Raw genomic sequence first — 17,344 nt, 5'->3', positions numbered from 1 at the left:
GCCGGAGGCTTCCGCAGTCTCAGCCAGCGATCCGGTTCAGGATAGCAGAGACATCGCTGCCCGCCATCGCCCCCGTGGTCCGGCCTGCCTCGCCCGCGAGCCGCGTCGCGACGAAGGCGTCGCTCACCGCCGCAGGTGCATTTCGGATCAGCAGCGACGCGGTCAGGAGCAGCGCGAGCCGTTCCGCGAACCAGCGCGCTTCTGCCTCGGGCGGCAGGCCGGGCCAGCGGGCAAGGTGATCGGCCAGCGCCGCGTCGTAGCGCGGATCGGTGCCGCGCGCCGCGTTCAGCTCCGCGTGCAGCATCTCCGCCGCCAGTGGCTCTTTGGCCAAGGTCCGCAGGATGTCGAGGCAGATCACATTGCCCGAGCCTTCCCAGATGCCGTTCAATGGCGCTTCGCGATAGAGCATCGGCATCGGCGTGTCCTCGACGTAGCCGATACCGCCCAGCACCTCCATCGCCTCATAGGTCACGACGGGGCAGCGCTTGTTGCCGTAATATTTCGCCAGCGCCACGCCGATCCGGGCGAAGGCGCGATCCTCGGGGCGGGCGCTGTCGAAGGCCTCCGCCACCCGCATCCCCAGCGTCAGCGCACCCTCCCAATCCAGCGTCAGATCGGCCAGCACCGCACGCATCAGCGGCTGGTCGATCAGGCGGCGTTGGAAGGCAGCGCGATGCGTCGCCCAGTGATGCGCCTCGGAGATCGCGGCGCGCATCAGGCCTGCAGGCGCGAGCGCCGTGTCGAGCCGGGTGTGATGCACCATCTCGATGATCGTGGCGACGCCCCGGCCTTCCTCGCCCAGAAGATGGGCCACCGCGCCCTCATATTCGATCTCGGAAGACGCGTTGGAGCGATTGCCCAGCTTGTCCTTCAGCCGCTGGATGCGGATCGCGTTGCGCTCGCCTTCCAGCCAGCGCGGTACGAGGAAGCAACTGAGCCCCTTTTCGGTCTGCGCCAGCGTCAGGAAGCCGTCCGACATCGGCGCAGAGCAGAACCACTTATGCCCGGTCAGCCGCCAATGCCCGTCTGCGCGCTCGGCCCGCGTGGTGTTCGCGCGCACGTCCGAGCCGCCCTGCTTCTCGGTCATCGCCATCCCCAGCGTCGCGCCGGTCTTCTCGCCCACCGGCAGCACGCGCGGATCGTAGCTGCGCGCGGTGAGTTTCGGACGCCAGAGTGCGGCGATCTCGGGCGTGGCTTCGAGCGCGGGCACGGCGGCATAGGTCATCGTCATCGGGCAGCAACTGCCGGGTTCGATCTGGCTTGCGAGATAGACCATCGCGGCATGGGTGGCATGAGCGCCCTTCGCGCCCTCCCACGGCAGCGCGGCATAGCCCGCGCCGATCCCGGCCTCCATGAAACGATGATAGGCAGGATGAAAGCGCACCTCGTCGAGCCGCCGCCCGCCCATATCGAAGAGCCGCAGCTCCGGCAGGTATCGGTTCGCGTCGCGGCCCGCCTCGCGCATCTCTGTGGTGCCGAGCGTCTGGCCATAATCTGACAGCCCCTCCGCCTGACCGCCCGCCCGCGCCACGGCCTCGCGCAGCGGTGCATCCGTCCCGAACAGATCGACGTCGCCACGTGCGGGCGGCTGGTTTTCGACGCGGTGGGTGGGCAGATCGGCGCGGGGATCGGGTGTGGTCATGGTCGGCTCCTCCTGATCCGGATGGTAGGCTTGCGCCGTAGAACATGCGAGCGAAACGCGGCGGCAGGGCTTTTCTCGCGGCGGCCGCCGCCTAAATCAGGCGCGAAAGGGAGACCCATCATGAGCAAATGGCAGAAATCCGACGACGCGGTCGCAAAGCTCACCCCCGAGCAATACCGCGTCACCCAGCAGAACGGCACCGAACGCCCCTTCACCGGCGAATATGACAACCACTCGGCCAAGGGCATCTATGTCGACGTGGTCTCGGGCGAGCCGCTTTTCGCCTCCTCGACCAAATACAACGCGGGCTGCGGCTGGCCGTCCTTCACCAAACCGCTGATCGACGAACATGTCGTGGAATTGACCGATACCAGCCACGGCATGACCCGCGTCGAAGTGCGCTCGAAAAACGGCGACAGCCATCTGGGCCACGTCTTCCCCGACGGCCCGCGCGATCAGGGCGGTCTGCGCTATTGCATCAATTCCGCCTCGCTGCGCTTCGTGCCTTACGAGGAGATGGAGGCTGAGGGCTACGGCGAGTACATGGACCGGGTCGAGTAAGCACGACGTCAAGCGAAGCACCGGGTCAGGGGCCTTTACCTTCCCGCAGCCCGGTGGCAGGGTCCGCGCAACATCATATGACAAAGGGGGCGCGGGCATGCGCAAGCTGGAACTTGGTCAAAGCGGGATCATGGTGTCCGAGATTTGTCTCGGGACGATGACCTGGGGCAGCCAGAACACCGAGGCCGAGGGCCATGACCAGATCGATTTCGCGCTCGACCGCGGGGTCAATTTCCTCGACACGGCCGAGATGTACCCGGTGAACCCGGTGAAGGCCGAGACGATGGGCCGGACCGAGCAGATCGTGGGCACTTATCTGGCCAAGCGCGGCAAGCGCGACGATCTGGTGGTGGCCACCAAGATCACCGGCGAGGGCTCGAACGCGATCGAGGGCGGCCCCGAGATCAGCCCGACCCGCATCCGCCAGGCAGTGACGGATTCGCTGACCCGTCTTCAGACGGATTACATCGATGTTTACCAGTTCCACTGGCCCAATCGCGGCTCCTATCACTTCCGCAAGACGTGGCGCTTCGATCCGTCGAAGCAGCCTTCGAAGCAGGAAGTGCTCGACGATATGAGCGCCTGTCTCGAGACTCTCGAAGATCTGCGTAAAGAGGGCAAAATCCGCGAATTCGGCCTGTCGAACGAGAGCGCCTGGGGCACCGCGCAATGGCTGGCACTGGCCGAGGCGGGCAAAGGGCCGCGCGTCGAGACGATCCAGAACGAATATTCGCTGATGTGCCGCTACTACGACCTCGATCTGGGGGAGTTGGGGCAACAGGAGAAGGTGACGCTGCTGGCCTATTCGCCGCTCGCCGCCGGTATCCTGACGGGCAAATATTCGGGCGACGTGATCCCCGACAACACCCGCCGGTCGCTGGTCAACAATCTCGGCGGGCGCGCCAATCCGCGCGCTTTCGAGATCGCTGACCGGTATGTCGCGCTGGCCAAGGAGTTCGATCTTCACCCGGTGACGATGGCGATTGCCTGGGTGATGAGCCGTCCCTTCCCGGTGATCCCGATCGTTGGCGCGACTTCGGTCGACCAGCTCAAGCCGAACCTCGACGCCGAAGGGGTGGAACTGCCGAAGGAGCTGCTCGACAAGATCGCGGAGCTCCACAAGCATCACCCGATGCCCTACTGATGCGCGGGGCGTCGATCCTTCTGTGTGCGGCGCTCGCCTTGGCGGGCTGCAATCCCTTCGGCCCCACGGACGAGGGCGACACGGCAGAGCAATTGCCGCTGGTCGGCCAGGAGAAGATCGATGCCGGGAAATTCGAATGCGTTGCGCGCGGCGGCAACTGGGTCGCGCGCGGCGGGGCGTTCATCTGTGTGAAGATAACCTCCGATAGCGGCAAAAGCTGTCAGGCGGGCAGCGAGTGCGAGGGCGAATGCCTCGCGCGCTCGAAAACCTGCGCGCCGGTGACCCCTCTTCTGGGGTGCAATGAGGTGATGAGCGAGGCGGGCTACCCGATGCAACTATGCGTGCAATGAGCTGGGCGAAGATCGCTGCGCTGGGCGGGATGCTCGCGCTGACCCTCGCGGGCTGTGCGACGCCCCCGGAGACCGCGTCGCTGCGCAAACCGGGCGCGCTGATCTCTTCGGCGTCGCTGTTTGATCCGCAGCGCTTCGGCGGCGAATGGCATGTCGTCGAAAGCGGCATTCCGGGGTGTTCGGGCACGCAGAACTGGGCGTGGGACGGCAAGAGCGCCTACCGGCTGCGCGGCACCAACTGTGCGATCAAGCCTGCTGCTGTCGACGAGACCGTGACGCTGACCGGGCCGGGCGGGCGGCTTCTGGCGAAGGACGCGTTCGGCGGCGAGCCGATTTGGGTGCTCTGGGTCGATTTCGATTACCGGGTGGCGGTGCTCGGCACGCCTTCGGGCCGTTGGGGGATGATCCTGTCGCGGCAGACCCCGCCTCGGCCCGATCTGATCAAGGCTGCGCGCGATGTCATGGACTTCAACGGCTATGACATGACGCAGGTCGGTAAGTGACCGACGCGCCGGTGCATCTCTGGGTCTGGGTGACGCTGTTCGCGGCGGCCGTTCAGACCATTCGCTTCATGCTGCAAAAGCTGCTGGCGGGGGCGCAGCTCTCAGTGGGCGGCGCGACGTTTTCACGCTTCCTGTTTGGCTTTCCGCTCGCGGCTGTAACGGCGCTGGGCTTTCTGGCCGCGACGAACACGCCATGGCCGCATCTGAGCGGCCCCTTCTGGGGATTCGTCATTGCGGGCGGGGCGGCGCAGGTGGCGGCAACCTTCCTGACGGTGGCGCTGTTCGGCTTGCGCAATTTCGCGGTGGGCGTGGCCTTCACCAAGACCGAGACGGTGCAGGTTGCGCTGTTCTCCGCGATCATCCTTGGCGAATTCGTGGGCCCCATCGGCTGGATCGGGATCGCGATCGGGCTGGCGGGGGTGCTGTTCCTGACCAAACCGCCCGAAGGCGGCTTCAACCCGCGTGCGGCGCTTTACGGCGTCGGGGCGGGGGCGCTGTTCGGCCTGTCGTCGATCTTCTATCGCGGCGCGACGCTGGAGCTGGAGCCGCTCGACTTCTTCGCCCGCGCCATCGTCGCGTTGGCCTGCGCGACCTTCGCGCAATCGATCGGAATGGGGCTTTATCTGCGACTGCGCGAGCCAGGCGAATTGACCCGCGTGTTCGGCGCATGGCGGCGCACGGTGCTGGTGGGGATCACCGGCGTTCTGGGCTCGGCGGGTTGGTTCACCGCGTTCTCGCTGCAAAACGCGGCCTTCGTGCGCGCACTGGGGCAGGTGGAGATCGTCTTCACGCTGCTCGCCTCGGCGCTGGTCTTCCACGAGCGGCTGCACAAGCGCGAAGGAGCGGGCATCGCGCTCGTCGTGGTGTCGCTGATCGTGATCGTGCTGGCGGGACGTTAAAGCCCGATCCGCCGGAACTCCGAACGCGGCCCGCGATTGTCGAAGAACGGCACCGAATGCGGCGTGCCAAGCGCGTGTTTGGTGGTGATGAGGGCGGCGATTTCGGCCAAAACCACTTCGGTGATGAAGGGCAAGTTGAGCGCACGCGCCTCGGGCAGGGGCACCCAATGCAGATGCGAAAGCTCGTCGCAGGCGCGCGAGAAATCGTCGAGATCGCCCTGGATCGCGCCCGCATCGATCAGGAAGAACCGCGCATCGAAGCGGCGCGGGCGGCCCGGCGGCGTGATCGCGCGGAACACGAAATGCAGATTGGCCGCCGAGGGCAGAAAGCCCAGATCGGCGAAGCCCTGCCAATCGGTGGGCACCGCGCCGGGCCAGCTGGTTTTCTCGCCCAGCACCAGCCCGGTCTCTTCCCACAGCTCACGCAGAGCGGCGGCGGCCAGCGCCCCGCCGATCCCTGCGGGCGCATCGGCCTCGAGCCGCGCGTGATCGGGCGCGGGCAGGGGAGAGGCGAAGGGCACCTCCCAATCCGTGGCGTCGAGCGCGCCGCCCGGAAAGACGTATTTCGACGGCATGAAGGCGGCTCCAGCGCCACGCTGGCCCATCAACACGCTCGGCGTCGCATTCGCGTCACGGCGCAGGACGATCACGCTGGCCGCGTCGCGTAGCGCGGTTTTGTCGACCGGGGGGCGCGTGTCAGTCATGGACGATTTCGCCTTCGCCGAAACCATGCATCCGGCGCGACCATTGGATGCCCACCAGCATCCCCTTCATCAGCGGCAAAAGCACAGCCGAGAGCACCATCGAGCCGATGCCGAAAATCCAGATCATCTCCCACGGGCCGGGGCGGAAGGCGATGAAATAGGCCGCCATCATCGGAATCGCGAGATGACCGACGATCAGGATCGTCAGATAGGCCGGGCCGTCATCGGCGCGCTGATGCGAGAGGTCCTCGCCGCAGGACGGGCAGGTATCACGCACCTTGAGATAACTGTGCAAAATTCGTCCCTTGCCGCAGGCCGGACAGAGACAGCGCAGGCCCCGCCCGATCGAGCGGCCCAGCGGGCGGTCATCGTGATACTCGTCATGCGACTGCATTGCGCTCTCCCTTGTGGCGGTCTCTCTCCGCCCGTTCGCAGGGCAGTATGGCGGCAGCCGGGGCAGATGGAAAGTCCGGCGGGTCTATCACGGATGCGTGAGTTTGGCGACGGAATGCTGCGGGCGCCTCGTTTGGTTAGACATCGACGGCGCGAGATGTGCCGTGGGAGCGAGAACAGGAGTTTCGAATGAAAGTCATGAACAGGCAGACCCTCGTAGCAGCGATCCTCGCGGGCAGCGCGATCACCCTCGCAATGCCGGTGGTGGCGCAGAACCAGACCGGCAACCAGGCGCAGGCACAACAGGCGACCCCGGGCAATGGGCCGGGGAATGGGGCAGGCAACGGCCCGGCCAACGGGATGAGCCAGAAAATGCAGCCCGGCGCGATGGGCGATCAGGATGGGCGCGGCTTCGGCTTCGACATCAGCCGTTTCGACACCAATGGCGACGGTCAGGTGACGATGGAGGAAATCCAGGCCAAGCGGGCCGCCGATGCCGAGGCGCTCGACGCCAATGGTGACGGGATGATCTCGCAGGAGGAGCTCGTCAATTCCGAGATGGCCAAGGTGAAAGCCCGTATCGAGGCCCGCGTGAAAGCGCGCTTCGCCGCGCAGGACAGCAATGGCGATGGCGAGCTGTCGGCCGCCGAACTGATGGCGCATCCGATGCCGACGCGCATGTTCGACCGGATGGACCGCAACAATGACGGGGCGATCAGTGCCGACGAGATGCAGATGGCCAAACGGTTCATGCAGCGGATGAGCGACCGCCGCGACCATGGCCGGATGGGCAAGGGCGATTACCACGGCCATGACCGCATGGGCAAAGGGGATCGCCATGGCCATGACCGTATGGGGTGGAACGGCGACCGCGACGGCTACGGGCGGATGATGCAAGGCGACGGCCCGATGGGTCAGGGTCCGATGGGGCAAGGCCCGAACGGCCAAGGCCCGCAGGGCACGCCGCCGATGCAGCCGGGCGCCGGGGCTGGCCAAGGTCAAGGTCCGGGCAATGGACCCGCGGATGGCTCGGGCCGCTCCACGAACTGAGTTTCGAGCAGTGAAAAAAGCCGGGGCGCGGAAAAGCGCCCCGGCTGCATGTCAAATTGCATGCGCAGGGAAAGCAGGCTAGGCCTTTGACGGAATGACGATGGCACTGGATGCGATGAACGAGGCTTCGGACGAGGCGCTGCTGGAGCTTTACGCGCAGGGCGACCGAGCGGCTGCGCGGGCGTTGACGCTGCGCTTCGGGCCCTTGGCCTACCGGCTCGCCTATCGCTATCTGCGCGATGCGGCCGAGGCCGAGGACGTCGCGCAAGAGGGGCTTTTGCGGCTCTGGAAGATCGCGCCGGAGTGGCGCGCCGGCGAGGCGAAGGTCTCGACTTGGCTTTATCGGGTGGTGGCCAACCTCGCGACGGACCGGCTGCGCAAGCGCCGCGGCGTGGGGCTGGATGAAGCGCCCGAGGTGGCCGATGACCGCGCGAGCGCGCTGGACGAGTTGATCGCGCGCGACCGTGTGGCCGCGCTGGAAGCGGCGCTGGAGCAATTGCCGGAACGGCAGCGGATCGCGGTGACACTGCGACATATCGACGGTTTGTCCAATCCCGAGATCGCTGCCGCGATGGAAACTGGCGTCGAGGCCGTAGAAAGTCTGACAGCGCGTGGAAAACGCGCTTTGAGCAAGCTGCTTCGGGGGCAGCGAGAGAAATTGGGGTTTGGCGATGACTGACAAACGCATGGATCGCGAGACGGACGTGTTCGACGACGCGGCGCTGGAGCAGCTGTTCAGCGAGGCGCGCGCGGCGGGCGGGCCCGAGGCCGAGGCGGGGTTCCTCGCCCGGGTTCTGGCCGATGCGGAAGCGGAGCAAGCTGGCTTCGCGCGTCCCGGCCCCGCTGGAGCGTCCGACAAGCCTGACGTCTTGGCCGGTATCTGGGACGCGCTTCGCGGCGCGTTCGGCGGCTGGGCTCCGATGGGCGGTCTGGTCACGGCCGCGCTGGCCGGGGTCTGGATCGGCTTTGTGGGGGCCGACGAGATCGGCGCGCTCAGCCCGTTTTACGCCAGCAGCACGACCGAAAGCCTCGGCACGGTCAACCTGCTACCCGAGGGCGACACCTTCGCCTTCGCCGATGAAGGAGGGTTCTGATGGCGGCTGCCGAGACGCGAAATGGCCGGGGATTGCGCTGGGCGCTGATAGGGTCGGCGGTGCTGAACCTGCTTTTGCTGGGGTTCTTCATCGGCGGCTGGCTGGCGCATGAGCGGCATCCGCCGCGCCCGGTCGTGGGCGATGTCAGCCTCGGCGCGTTCACCGGGGCGCTGAGCCCGGAAGATCGTGATGCGCTGCGCAAGGCGGCGCAGGCGCGCGGCTCGGAGTTCCGCGATATGCGGCGGCAGGCGCGCAGCGACATGACGGCGCTGATCGCTGCGATCGACGCGGAGCCCTGGGATCGTGCGCAGGTGGCCGAGCTGCTTGAGCGACACAAGGCGCGGACGGTGCAGCGGGTCGATATCGGCGAGCAACTGATCCTCGACCGGCTCGACGCGATGAGCGCCGAGGCGCGGCATAGCTTTGCCGAGCGTCTGCGCGAGGGCGCGGCGCGGTTCGACAAGCGCAAGAAGGACCGCGAGGACGCGCCAAAGCCCAAGCCCTGAGGTCAGGCGGACGGGCGCCCCCAAGGGGGCATCACCATTCGCCGTTTGGAAAATCGCCAACCCTCAGTCTCATCACCTGCCCACGCGCGGCGTGACCCTTCTATTTCGGGTCAGGCCGCGTTTGTGTGTTGGGCGAGGGACACTTGGTTTCGACCGCTTCCCTTGGCGCAGAGAAGCGCCGCATCCGCCTCGTCGATAAGATGCTGAGGATCGTCATGGCGCGTGCCGCCGAAGGCGAGGCCAATCGAAATGGTGACCTGCGTCATTTGTCCGTCGGGCAGCGTGATCTTGCTCTGTGCGATTTCGTGCCGGAGCCGTTCCGAGATCCGGCAACCCTCGACCAGAGAACTGTCGGGCAGCGCCACGAGAAACTCCTCGCCGCCGATGCGACCGATGAGATCGACGTCGCGCAGGCTTTGGCGCAGATGGCGGGCGATACTCGCTAGCACCTCGTCACCTGCGCCGTGGCCATAGGTGTCGTTCACTGATTTGAAACGGTCGAGGTCGAGCAGCATCACCGCATAGCCATGGCCCGTGCGGCGCGCGCGCTCGGACATGCGCGACAGATGCGCGTTCACGTAGCGACGATTGTGCAGCCCGGTCAGCGGATCGACCAGCGCAAGACGCAGACCTTCGTCGACCGAGAGACGCAGTTGATCGGACAGGCGCTTGCGGCGGAGCTGCGCACCAATCCTGAGTGCGGCTTCCTTTGCCGCGAGCGGCGTCGATATCTCGGCGGGCAACAGATCATCCGCGCCCAGATCGAGCGCGCTGGCTTGCGTTTCGCGTGCATCAGGCTCGCTGGCGATCAGGATCGCCGCATGGCGCGTTTCGGGATGCGAGCGCAATTCCGACATCAGCCGGAGACCATCGCCGCGCTGCGCGAGGTCTGCGCCGATCACGAATAGATCGGGGGCGCGACGCGTGGGGTCGTCGCCGCAGGGCTGATCGTAACTGGTCAGCAAAATCCGATTCGTCGTCAGCAGGGGCGCGAGCGCGGATTTCCAGCGCAGTCCCTCGGACGGGTTGGGCGCGATCAGAGCGATCCGCGCGAGAGGGACGAAGTCGCTCGCCGCCTCTGCGAAGCCGAGTTCCCGGCAGGTCTGCTCGCGCAGCGCCGAATCTTCGTCGCCGGCATGGGCGCGTATCAGGCTGCGCAGTCGGGCGAGCAGCACCAGTTCGTCGAAGGGTTTGGCCAGCACCTCATTCACCCCGGCCTGCAGCAGCGTCACGCGCAGCTCCGGCGTGTCGCGCCCCGTCATCGCGATGATCGGGATGCGCCCGGTCCGCGGGTTCGCTCGCAACCGGGCGATGAGGCCTTCTCCGGTCATGTCGGGCAAGGTGACGTCGAGCAGGATCAGCCCGGGCCGTTGCGCGGCCGCGAGGGCGAGCGCCTCCGCCGCGCTTGCGGCTTGCAGTGTGTTGTAGCGCGCGCCGGTCAGCTTCGCCTTAAGCACAATGCGATTGGTCGCCACATCATCCACGATGAGGATCGATCCCGGCATATAACGCTACTCCTTCAACCTCCGGCGCGGTGCGGCTTGCATCGGGCGGTTCCCGACTGCGCCAGCTTCTCATCGCGCCTTTTCTTGACCTTAGCGGTCGATAGGTTAACAAAGCGTTTCTCCCCGACAGAGAAGGACCCGTCATGCGGCAAGAAAACGCTCATACGCTCGCGTTGCAGACCCTCGGCTGGCTTGCCGGTCGCGAAGATCTGATCGGCGCGTTCCTCGCCAATTCCGGGGCGAGCGTGGACGATTTGCGGGCGCAGGCGAGCGATCCGGACTTCCTCGCAGGGGTTCTCGACCATGTCCTGCAGGACGATCAGGTGGTCCTGGATTGCGCGCAGGACCTTGGTGTGCAGCCCGAGGCGCTGATGCAGGCGCGCGCGGTTCTCGGGCGCGGCGATCTGCGCCACTGGACCTGACGCGCAGCTTTGGGCAATCTGCCGGCAAAGGGAGGCAGATCGCAGATGGCAGGCGGCAAGATACGGGCGGTGCTGTTCGACAAGGACGGTACGCTTTTCGACTTCGACGCGACATGGGGCGCTTGGGCGAAGCTGCAGATCGAGGCGTTGGCGAAGGATGCCGAGCAGGCCGCCAGGCTTGCCGCGGCGATCGGGTTCGACCTCGACCGGATAGAATTCGAGCCGCACTCGCCGGTGATCGCGGGCACGGTTCGCGAGGCGGCGGAACTGCTGTTGCCGCATCTTCCGGGGCGGTCGCTCGATGATCTGGTGGTCGAACTGGAGCAGGCGGCGCATGACGTGCCTCTGGTGGAGCCGGTGCCGCTTGCAGCATTGCTGTCCGATCTACGCGGACGCGGATTGCAGCTGGGTATTTGCACGAACGATGCCGAGTCTTCGGCGCGGGCGCATGCCGCGCAGGCGGGCATCACCGATCTTTTCGACCGGATTATCGGCTATGACAGCGGGCACGGGGCGAAACCCACGGCGCGCCCGCTTCTGGCCTTCGCGGATTCGCTGGGGCTGGACCCGGCCGAGGTCGTGATGGTCGGCGACAGCCAGCATGACCTGCACGCGGCGCGCGCGGCGGGCATGATTGCGATCGGCGTGCTGAGCGGACCGGCGGAGCGGGCCGATCTGGCCCCGCTCGCTGATGCGGTGCTCGATCATATCGGGGGGCTTCCCGACTGGCTCGCTCAGCGCGCGGGCTAGCAAGACGCGTCAGACGCGCGATGAGCCTCGCGCAAGACAGGAGAGGGACGCATGCAACTACGTTTGCAACATATTCTGCTTGGGCTGCTGGCGGGCATGTTCTTCTGGGCGCTCGATAACCAGTTGCAGCAACGGCTTCCGATTGACGCGCACGGACAGTTCGGCGTGTCGGTTCTGGGCACGGTGTTCTTCGCGACCGCGCTTGCGATGCTGGGCGAGATTGGCTGGCGCAGGGCTTTCGGCGCGGCGGCGCTGATCGCGGCTCCGGTCGCGTTGCTCGGATGGTGGGCGTCGCTTGGCTATGCTGCGAGCGAGTCGCTGGCGGGATACATGCCTTACGAGCTGCTCGCGCTTTCGGTTCTGGCGATGCTGCCGCTGCCCTTCGCGATGGCCGTGGCGCAGGGCGGGTCGCGCGCCTGGAGCGACTATCCGGCGCTGTTCCTGCATGCGTGGAATATCGTGGTGCGCTATGCCGCCGCGTGTATCTTCCTCGGGATGGTCTGGCTCGTGCTGTACCTCTCGGCGCGCCTGCTAGAGAGTGTGGATCTCGATTTCCTGCGCCAGCTTCTGCGGGAGAAGCTGTTCGCCTTTGCATTGTCGGGCGGCATTCTCGGGCTGGGACTGGCGGTGGTGACCGAGTTGGAGGAGATGATCTCTCCGACCCTGATCCTGCGGCTTCTGAGGCTGTTGCTGCCGCCCGTTCTGCTGGTCGCGGTGATCTTCGTGGCCGGGTTCATTGCGCGCCGGGGGGAAGTCTCTCTGATCGGGTTCTCGCAGATCGAGACGCTGCTGGCGATGGCCGCGGCGGCGGTGACGCTGATCTCGATCGGCATTGAGCGCGACGATGAAAGTGCCGTCCGGGCGCGGGTCCTGCGCCTGTCGGCTCAAGGCTTGGCATTGGTGCTGCCCGTGCTGGTCGGGGCGGCGGCTTGGACCGGATGGCAAAGCGTCACCGCGCAGGGCTGGACCCCGGGACGCGTGGCGCAGGCGGTGCTGATCGTGCTTCTGGCGGGCTATGCGCTGGGTTATGCCGGGTCGGTGCTGCTGGGGCGCGGCTGGATGGCGCGTCTGCGGCGGATCAATATCGCCATGGCGGGAGTCCTGCTTCTTGCCGCGCTGGCATGGCTGACGCCGGTGCTGGACGCGAACGGGGTGGCTGCGCGCTCGCAACTGGCGCTGTATCGCGAGGGGCGCATCACGGCGGGCGCTTTGCCGCTCTACGCTTTGAAGAACCACTGGGGGCTTGCCGGGCAGGCGGCCTTCGCGGAGTTGGAAACCCAAGCCGGTGATGACCGCGCGCTCGCGACGGCCTTGGCCCGTTTGAGCCCGTCTGCGGATGGGGCGGAGGGTGCCAGCGCCGCGCGCGCTCAACTGCGCCGGGATCTCGTGCTGCCCCCCGGTGCGAAAGCGCCCGAGGATGCGCTGCTCGATGCGATCCGCGCGCGCGCGCCCGAGGTTGCGGCGGGGCTTTGCGCCTCGGCCGAGGGGGCGGCGGCGAATTGCGCTTTGATTGAGGCCGATTTTCTTTCGGATGTTCCCGGCGACGAGGCGATGGTGCTGCTGCATCTGCCCGACCGCGATGCGATCTACGTGCTGCGGCAGTCGAAAGGCGCGTGGGATTCGATCGGTTGGGGCAGCGTCGTCGATGCGCAGGGCGAGCCGCGCTTCCGCGTCGATCTGGCCCCTGTCATCGCCGCGATCAAACGTGGTGAGATGCAGCTGGCCCCGAGCGGGATCATGGCGCTTGAGGCCGGTGGGCTGCGTCTTTTGCCGCTGTCGCGCTGAGCCGGGCGAGTTTGGAGCTTTGTTAACTTCTGATCGCTAGCGTGGCGATCAGGAGGACACATGCTCGGCTTGATCAACCGCTCTATCGAGGCGTTTCTGACCGACACCCACGGGGCGGTGCTCTGCGCGCGTGTGCGGCGGCGCGCGGATTTGCCGGGCGAGAGCTATGAGCCCCTGCTGCAATATGACGATGCGCAGACCTTGCGGCTGATCGATGCCGCCTGCGACGAGTTGGGGCGGGCGCGATCCGAGTTTTTGGAAGACCTTGGGGCGCATCTGTGCAGCCGCGAAGCGGTGCGGCGGCTGTTGCGTTACGGCGGCTGCGACTATCGCGGTTTTCTGAACTCGCTCAACGAGTTGAATGACCGCGCGCGCATGGCGCTTCCCGATCTCAAGCTGCCGGACCTGCATCTGGTCGCAACCCAGCCGGGGCAGTTCCGTCTGCGCGTCGCCGCGGATCTGCCGGGATGGGGGGCGGTGCTGGCGGGGATCCTGCGCGCGATGGCGGATGACTATGGCAGCCTCGCGCTGATCGAGGTGCCGCCGCGTGTCGCCGGGCGCGATCTGCGCGATCCCGACCCGAGGGGGGGAACCGTGACGATCCAACTGCTCGACGCCACCCATGCCGAGGCGCGCCAGTTCGCCCTCGCGCGCATGATTGGTGAGGTCTGATGAGCGTGCCGGGCGAGAACACTGTCACGAGACTGGCCGCGCAGCCACCCGCCGATCGGGGCGCGCACGCCTATTGGCTGGCGCTGTTGACCGGGCTTTTGCCGATGTTTCTCTGGCTCGACGAGCGGGCCTGCATCCTTGGGGTCGGGCGCACGTTGCGCAAGGTTCTGGGGGTGCCGGAAGCCCAGATCGTCGGCGCGCCGTTCTCGCGGTTTTTCTCGGTCGCGCGGCGCGGCGGGGCGGTGCGGATGTGCCCGAAAGAGCTGCGCTCAAGTTGCGGTGCTGTTGATTGCGATCGCCAGATCGGGCGCTGCGGGCGCTCCCTCGGGGCCATGACGGCGGAGGAGATGCTGCATGTCACCCTTCGCATGCGCCCACAGGTAAGCCTGCGTGGCGCGCTGGTGAGCCACGCGGGTCCGCCAATTCAGGGGGGGGCGCCGACGCAGGCGGGGGGCGATATGCTCCTCAATTTCAGCTTCGGCATTCACCTGCGCGAACTCGTGGCGGAATTCGACCTGACCGAACATGATTTCTCCGCCGCCGATCTCGCGATGGAAATGCTCTATCTTCAGGAAGCGAAATCGCTCGTGCTGGAGGAGTTGCGGGCCCTGACCGGGCGGCTCGATCAGGCGCGCAAAGCGGCGGAAGATCAGGCGCTGAGCGATCCGCTGACGAAACTCGCCAACCGCCGGGCAATGGCACAGGCGCTTGCGCGGGCCGTCGACCACGCGACGAACGGGCTGGCGAATTTCGCTTTGCTGCAGGTCGACCTCGATCACTTCAAGACGATCAATGACACACAAGGCCATGCGGCGGGGGATTTCGTGTTGCAACTGGTGGCCCGCAACCTGTGCGAAAGCGTGCGCGGAGGTGATCTGGTCGCGCGGATGGGCGGCGATGAGTTCCTCGTTCTCTTGCGCGGTAATCCGAGCCGCGCGGAGATCGGCACGCTCGCGGCACGCATCATCGAACAGCTCAAAGCGCCGAAATGGTATCGGGGGCAGGAATGTCTGGTCTCGGGATCGCTCGGCGCTGTGTCGTCGCGCGACTACGAGAACCTCGAGATCGAGGCGCTGCAGAATGATGTCGACCGAGCGACCTATGCCGCGAAGACAGCAGGGCGCGGATGCCTTCGTTTCGGGTCCGGGCCTGTCGAAAACGTCGAGGATGAGCCGGCGACGTCACCCGGCGCTGCGCGTTAGCCGAACAAACGCTCTTTTCCTGACCGGTCGCCTTCGGGTAAGGGCAGCGCATGAGACAAGGATTTCCCTATGCCCGCGCCGGACAGCGCATCGGTCTTCTGGGCGGGTCGTTCGATCCGGCGCATGAAGGTCACGTCCTGATCACGCGTGAGGCGCTGCGCCGCTTCAATCTTGATCGGGTCTGGTGGATCGTGAGCCCCGGCAACCCGCTCAAGGCGCATGGGCCCGCGCCGCTCGATCAGCGGATCGCGAGTGCGCGGGCGAGCCTTGGGGGCGATCCGCGCGTGGTGGTGACCGACCTCGAAGCGCGGCTCGGCACGCGTTACACGGCCGACACGATAACGCGGCTGCGTGCGCTCTATCCCGGCGTGGATTTCGCGTGGCTGATGGGGGCCGATAACCTCGTGCAGTTCGACCGCTGGGATCATTGGCGCACGATCATGGAGAGCGTGCCGGTCGGTGTGCTGGCGCGTCCGGGCTGGCGGATGCCGGGGCGCTGGGCGCGCGCGGCGCGCATTTATGCGGGGGCCGAATTGCCCGCGGTCGCCTCGCAGCGCCTCCTAGACGGACCGGCGCCGCGCTGGTGCTTCGTCAACATTCCGATGTCGTCTCTTTCCTCCACGGAAATTCGCGAGAAAGGCGGCTGGCGGGCATCGACACCCGCTTGAAGACGGTGCGGGGCGCGCTACGCTCGGATTGACGCCGAGGGAGGAATCGCCATGCCGCTATCGATATCGCGCCGCTTTGCACTGCTGGGTGGCGCCGCGCTTTTCGCCACTCCGAAAACGGGCTTCGGCCAGACGGTCGCGGCAACCGAATTGGTCCGGATGGCCGGGCTCAGCGGCGATGTGGGCTATGTCGTCGCGGACCTGAAGAGCGGCCAGATCCTCGAACAGCGCAATGCAGGCCAAGCGATGCCGCCCGCCTCCGCGCTCAAGTCGATCACCTCGCTCTATGCGATGGAGCAACTGGGCGGCGATTTCCGTTTTGGCACGCAGTTGATCGCGACCGGCCCGATCTCTGGCGGGCGCATTCAGGGAGATCTGATCCTCGCGGGCGGGGGCGATCCGACGCTGACGACCGACGATCTGAACGCGATGGCGAAGTCGCTGGCGGCGAAGGGCGTGCAGGGCGTCACGGGGCGTTTTCTGACTTGGGCCGGGGCGTTGCCCTACAAGAACGAGATTGCAAACGATCAGCCGATTTTCGCGGGCTACAACCCGTCGATCTCCGGGCTGATGCTGAACTTCAATCGCGTGCATTTCCAGTGGCGGCGCTCCGGTGGGGGCTGGGCGCTGAGCATGGATGCGCGCGGGCGCGACGTGCAGCCGCAGGCCTATACCGCGAAGGCGTCGATCGCGAAACGCTCCTCGCCCACTTTCACCTATTCCGACCGCGGCGGGGTCGAGCATTGGACGGTCGCCTCGGCGGCCTTGGGGCGGGGCGGAAGCCGGTGGTTGCCGGTGCGCCATCCGGCGGCCTATGCGGGCGACGTGTTTCAGACATTGGCCCGCGCACAGGGCACACCGCTGCCCGCGCCGGAAGCGGTGCGCAACCTGCCCGGCGGCACGGTTCTGGTGAGCCATGGCAGCGATCCGCTTGTGCCGGTTCTGCGCGAGATGATGAAATATTCGACCAATATCACCGCGGAAGCGGTGGGTATGACGGTCAGCAAGCGGCTGGGCGCGGGGAACTCCCTGAAGCAGTCGGGACAGACGATGACCCAGTGGCTGCAGCAACGCACGGGCGCGCGCTCGGCCCGGTTTACCGACCATTCCGGGCTGCGGGCCGATGCCGAGCTTTCGCCGCAGGATATGGTGGCGGCGCTGCGCAATCTTGGTGCGCCGATGGGGCTGCGCAGTTTGATGAAGCCATTCAAGCTGCGCGATGCGACGGGCAAGAACATGCCAGCCCAGCCATTCCGAGTGGATGCGAAGACCGGGACGCTGAATTTCGTCTCGACTTTGGCGGGCTATATGACCGCGCCTGATGGCACCGAACTGGTCTTCGCGATCTTCACCGCCGATCTAAACCGGCGTCGTCGTGCGGGCTCGGCGCCGCGCCCGCCGGGGCAGGTCCAATGGGTGCGGGCGTCGAAAATCCTGCAGAGCCAGCTGTTGGAGCGTTGGGCCGGGATTTACGGCTGAGGGTCGCTCCGCCTG

General features: G+C 66.5%; 20 protein-coding genes. 16 read left to right on the top strand and 4 right to left on the bottom strand.

Annotated elements, in window-relative coordinates; genetic code table 11:
* Positions 1–19 precede the first annotated feature (19 nt).
* On the bottom strand, positions 20–1,642 hold the full coding sequence (locus BMI91_RS09395; protein WP_078604770.1) for an acyl-CoA dehydrogenase family protein: 1,623 nt from the start codon (positions 1,640–1,642) through the stop codon (positions 20–22).
* 120 nt (positions 1,643–1,762) lie between these two features.
* Here BMI91_RS09395 and msrB point away from each other — a divergent pair, with 120 nt between their 5' ends.
* The 5 genes from msrB (at position 1,763) to BMI91_RS09370 (ending at position 5,099) form a co-directional block, all read left to right on the top strand.
* A complete protein-coding gene (gene msrB, locus BMI91_RS09390) occupies positions 1,763–2,203 on the top strand; it encodes a peptide-methionine (R)-S-oxide reductase MsrB (protein WP_078604769.1) in 441 nt (146 codons plus the stop codon).
* Between the two features lie 97 nt (positions 2,204–2,300).
* A complete protein-coding gene (locus BMI91_RS09385; RefSeq protein WP_078604768.1) occupies positions 2,301–3,347 on the top strand; it encodes an aldo/keto reductase in 1,047 nt (348 codons plus the stop codon).
* Complete coding sequence (locus BMI91_RS09380; protein ID WP_078604767.1) at positions 3,347–3,697, top strand: hypothetical protein; 351 nt, start codon at positions 3,347–3,349, stop codon at positions 3,695–3,697. Before BMI91_RS09385 ends, BMI91_RS09380 begins: the two co-directional genes overlap by 1 nt.
* Complete coding sequence (locus BMI91_RS09375; RefSeq protein ID WP_078604766.1) at positions 3,694–4,200, top strand: lipocalin family protein; 507 nt, start codon at positions 3,694–3,696, stop codon at positions 4,198–4,200. Before BMI91_RS09380 ends, BMI91_RS09375 begins: the two co-directional genes overlap by 4 nt.
* The gene (locus tag BMI91_RS09370; protein ID WP_244176596.1) at positions 4,197–5,099 is read left to right on the top strand and encodes a DMT family transporter; all 903 of its coding nucleotides are present in this window, start codon (positions 4,197–4,199) and stop codon (positions 5,097–5,099) included. The genes BMI91_RS09375 and BMI91_RS09370 overlap by 4 nt, the downstream gene beginning before the upstream one ends.
* Here the strand turns inward: BMI91_RS09370 and BMI91_RS09365 are convergent.
* Together BMI91_RS09365 and BMI91_RS09360 are read right to left on the bottom strand one after the other, a co-directional pair.
* Positions 5,096–5,803: an NUDIX hydrolase gene (locus BMI91_RS09365; RefSeq protein ID WP_078604765.1), complete on the bottom strand. Its 708-nt coding sequence runs from the start codon at positions 5,801–5,803 to the stop codon at positions 5,096–5,098. The two genes, BMI91_RS09370 and BMI91_RS09365, sit on opposite strands and share 4 nt — an antisense overlap.
* Positions 5,796–6,197 carry a DUF983 domain-containing protein gene (locus BMI91_RS09360; RefSeq protein ID WP_078604764.1) on the bottom strand — a complete coding sequence of 134 codons (402 nt, stop codon included), beginning with the start codon at positions 6,195–6,197 and terminating at the stop codon, positions 5,796–5,798. The genes BMI91_RS09365 and BMI91_RS09360 overlap by 8 nt, the downstream gene beginning before the upstream one ends.
* 197 nt (positions 6,198–6,394) lie before the next feature.
* On the opposite strand from BMI91_RS09360, the gene BMI91_RS09355 reads away from it, so the two are divergent.
* From BMI91_RS09355 to BMI91_RS09340, 4 genes are all read left to right on the top strand, one after another.
* Positions 6,395–7,246, top strand: coding sequence for an EF-hand domain-containing protein (locus BMI91_RS09355; protein ID WP_158522127.1), 852 nt, complete (start codon positions 6,395–6,397; stop codon positions 7,244–7,246).
* A gap of 94 nt (positions 7,247–7,340) precedes the next feature.
* Positions 7,341–7,925: an RNA polymerase sigma factor gene (locus tag BMI91_RS09350; protein WP_078548761.1), complete on the top strand. Its 585-nt coding sequence runs from the start codon at positions 7,341–7,343 to the stop codon at positions 7,923–7,925.
* The gene (locus tag BMI91_RS09345; RefSeq protein WP_078604762.1) at positions 7,918–8,340 is read left to right on the top strand and encodes a hypothetical protein; all 423 of its coding nucleotides are present in this window, start codon (positions 7,918–7,920) and stop codon (positions 8,338–8,340) included. Before BMI91_RS09350 ends, BMI91_RS09345 begins: the two co-directional genes overlap by 8 nt.
* Positions 8,340–8,846, top strand: a complete 507-nt coding sequence (locus tag BMI91_RS09340) for a periplasmic heavy metal sensor (protein WP_078548755.1) — start codon at positions 8,340–8,342, stop codon at positions 8,844–8,846. The genes BMI91_RS09345 and BMI91_RS09340 overlap by 1 nt, the downstream gene beginning before the upstream one ends.
* A 110-nt stretch (positions 8,847–8,956) precedes the next feature.
* On the opposite strand, the gene BMI91_RS09335 is transcribed toward BMI91_RS09340, so the two are convergent.
* Positions 8,957–10,351, bottom strand: coding sequence for a diguanylate cyclase (locus BMI91_RS09335; RefSeq protein WP_078604761.1), 1,395 nt, complete (start codon positions 10,349–10,351; stop codon positions 8,957–8,959).
* Positions 10,352–10,494: 143 nt separating this feature from the next.
* On the opposite strand from BMI91_RS09335, the gene BMI91_RS09330 reads away from it, so the two are divergent.
* Genes BMI91_RS09330 through dacB form a run of 7 tightly spaced genes read left to right on the top strand, consistent with a single transcriptional unit; the run spans position 10,495 to position 17,329 of the window.
* Entirely contained in the window at positions 10,495–10,773 is a 279-nt protein-coding gene (locus BMI91_RS09330) for a DUF3572 domain-containing protein (protein ID WP_078542139.1), read from the top strand.
* A gap of 45 nt (positions 10,774–10,818) precedes the next feature.
* Positions 10,819–11,523 carry an HAD family hydrolase gene (locus tag BMI91_RS09325; RefSeq protein WP_078604760.1) on the top strand — a complete coding sequence of 235 codons (705 nt, stop codon included), beginning with the start codon at positions 10,819–10,821 and terminating at the stop codon, positions 11,521–11,523.
* A gap of 51 nt (positions 11,524–11,574) precedes the next feature.
* Positions 11,575–13,308, top strand: coding sequence for a DUF4153 domain-containing protein (locus tag BMI91_RS09320; RefSeq protein WP_078604759.1), 1,734 nt, complete (start codon positions 11,575–11,577; stop codon positions 13,306–13,308).
* A gap of 60 nt (positions 13,309–13,368) precedes the next feature.
* A complete protein-coding gene (locus BMI91_RS09315; RefSeq protein WP_078604758.1) occupies positions 13,369–13,980 on the top strand; it encodes a heme NO-binding domain-containing protein in 612 nt (203 codons plus the stop codon).
* The gene (locus tag BMI91_RS09310; protein WP_078604757.1) at positions 13,980–15,182 is read left to right on the top strand and encodes a GGDEF domain-containing protein; all 1,203 of its coding nucleotides are present in this window, start codon (positions 13,980–13,982) and stop codon (positions 15,180–15,182) included. The genes BMI91_RS09315 and BMI91_RS09310 overlap by 1 nt, the downstream gene beginning before the upstream one ends.
* Positions 15,183–15,232: 50 nt before the next feature.
* The gene (locus BMI91_RS09305) at positions 15,233–15,850 is read left to right on the top strand and encodes a nicotinate-nucleotide adenylyltransferase (protein WP_078522612.1); all 618 of its coding nucleotides are present in this window, start codon (positions 15,233–15,235) and stop codon (positions 15,848–15,850) included.
* A 51-nt stretch (positions 15,851–15,901) separates the two neighbouring features.
* Positions 15,902–17,329 (top strand): D-alanyl-D-alanine carboxypeptidase/D-alanyl-D-alanine endopeptidase, encoded by a 1,428-nt coding sequence (gene dacB, locus BMI91_RS09300; protein WP_078604756.1) that lies wholly within the window; start codon positions 15,902–15,904, stop codon positions 17,327–17,329.
* Positions 17,330–17,344 lie beyond the last annotated feature (15 nt).

Source organism: Thioclava sediminum, from assembly GCF_002020355.1.
Taxonomy (GTDB): Bacteria; Pseudomonadota; Alphaproteobacteria; order Rhodobacterales; family Rhodobacteraceae; genus Thioclava; species Thioclava sediminum.
Note: the sequence above shows the minus strand (reverse complement) of the source record. Positions and strands in the feature narration are given on the sequence as shown.

Excerpts from the sequence above, each read along its gene's own strand:
- BMI91_RS09380 (WP_078604767.1), top strand. The coding sequence starts at position 3,347 with ATGCGCGGGGCGTCGATCCTTCTGTGTGCGGCGCTCGCCTTGGCGGGC.
- BMI91_RS09335 (WP_078604761.1), bottom strand. The coding sequence starts at position 10,351 with ATGCCGGGATCGATCCTCATCGTGGATGATGTGGCGACCAATCGCATT.
- BMI91_RS09340 (WP_078548755.1), top strand. The coding sequence starts at position 8,340 with ATGGCGGCTGCCGAGACGCGAAATGGCCGGGGATTGCGCTGGGCGCTG.
- BMI91_RS09320 (WP_078604759.1), top strand. The coding sequence starts at position 11,575 with ATGCAACTACGTTTGCAACATATTCTGCTTGGGCTGCTGGCGGGCATG.
- BMI91_RS09325 (WP_078604760.1), top strand. The coding sequence starts at position 10,819 with ATGGCAGGCGGCAAGATACGGGCGGTGCTGTTCGACAAGGACGGTACG.
- BMI91_RS09330 (WP_078542139.1), top strand. The coding sequence starts at position 10,495 with ATGCGGCAAGAAAACGCTCATACGCTCGCGTTGCAGACCCTCGGCTGG.
- msrB (WP_078604769.1), top strand. The coding sequence starts at position 1,763 with ATGAGCAAATGGCAGAAATCCGACGACGCGGTCGCAAAGCTCACCCCC.
- BMI91_RS09360 (WP_078604764.1), bottom strand. The coding sequence starts at position 6,197 with ATGCAGTCGCATGACGAGTATCACGATGACCGCCCGCTGGGCCGCTCG.
- BMI91_RS09395 (WP_078604770.1), bottom strand. The coding sequence starts at position 1,642 with ATGACCACACCCGATCCCCGCGCCGATCTGCCCACCCACCGCGTCGAA.
- BMI91_RS09305 (WP_078522612.1), top strand. The coding sequence starts at position 15,233 with ATGAGACAAGGATTTCCCTATGCCCGCGCCGGACAGCGCATCGGTCTT.
- BMI91_RS09315 (WP_078604758.1), top strand. The coding sequence starts at position 13,369 with ATGCTCGGCTTGATCAACCGCTCTATCGAGGCGTTTCTGACCGACACC.
- BMI91_RS09310 (WP_078604757.1), top strand. The coding sequence starts at position 13,980 with ATGAGCGTGCCGGGCGAGAACACTGTCACGAGACTGGCCGCGCAGCCA.
- dacB (WP_078604756.1), top strand. The coding sequence starts at position 15,902 with ATGCCGCTATCGATATCGCGCCGCTTTGCACTGCTGGGTGGCGCCGCG.
- BMI91_RS09350 (WP_078548761.1), top strand. The coding sequence starts at position 7,341 with ATGACGATGGCACTGGATGCGATGAACGAGGCTTCGGACGAGGCGCTG.
- BMI91_RS09365 (WP_078604765.1), bottom strand. The coding sequence starts at position 5,803 with ATGACTGACACGCGCCCCCCGGTCGACAAAACCGCGCTACGCGACGCG.
- BMI91_RS09355 (WP_158522127.1), top strand. The coding sequence starts at position 6,395 with ATGAACAGGCAGACCCTCGTAGCAGCGATCCTCGCGGGCAGCGCGATC.
- BMI91_RS09385 (WP_078604768.1), top strand. The coding sequence starts at position 2,301 with ATGCGCAAGCTGGAACTTGGTCAAAGCGGGATCATGGTGTCCGAGATT.
- BMI91_RS09375 (WP_078604766.1), top strand. The coding sequence starts at position 3,694 with ATGAGCTGGGCGAAGATCGCTGCGCTGGGCGGGATGCTCGCGCTGACC.
- BMI91_RS09345 (WP_078604762.1), top strand. The coding sequence starts at position 7,918 with ATGACTGACAAACGCATGGATCGCGAGACGGACGTGTTCGACGACGCG.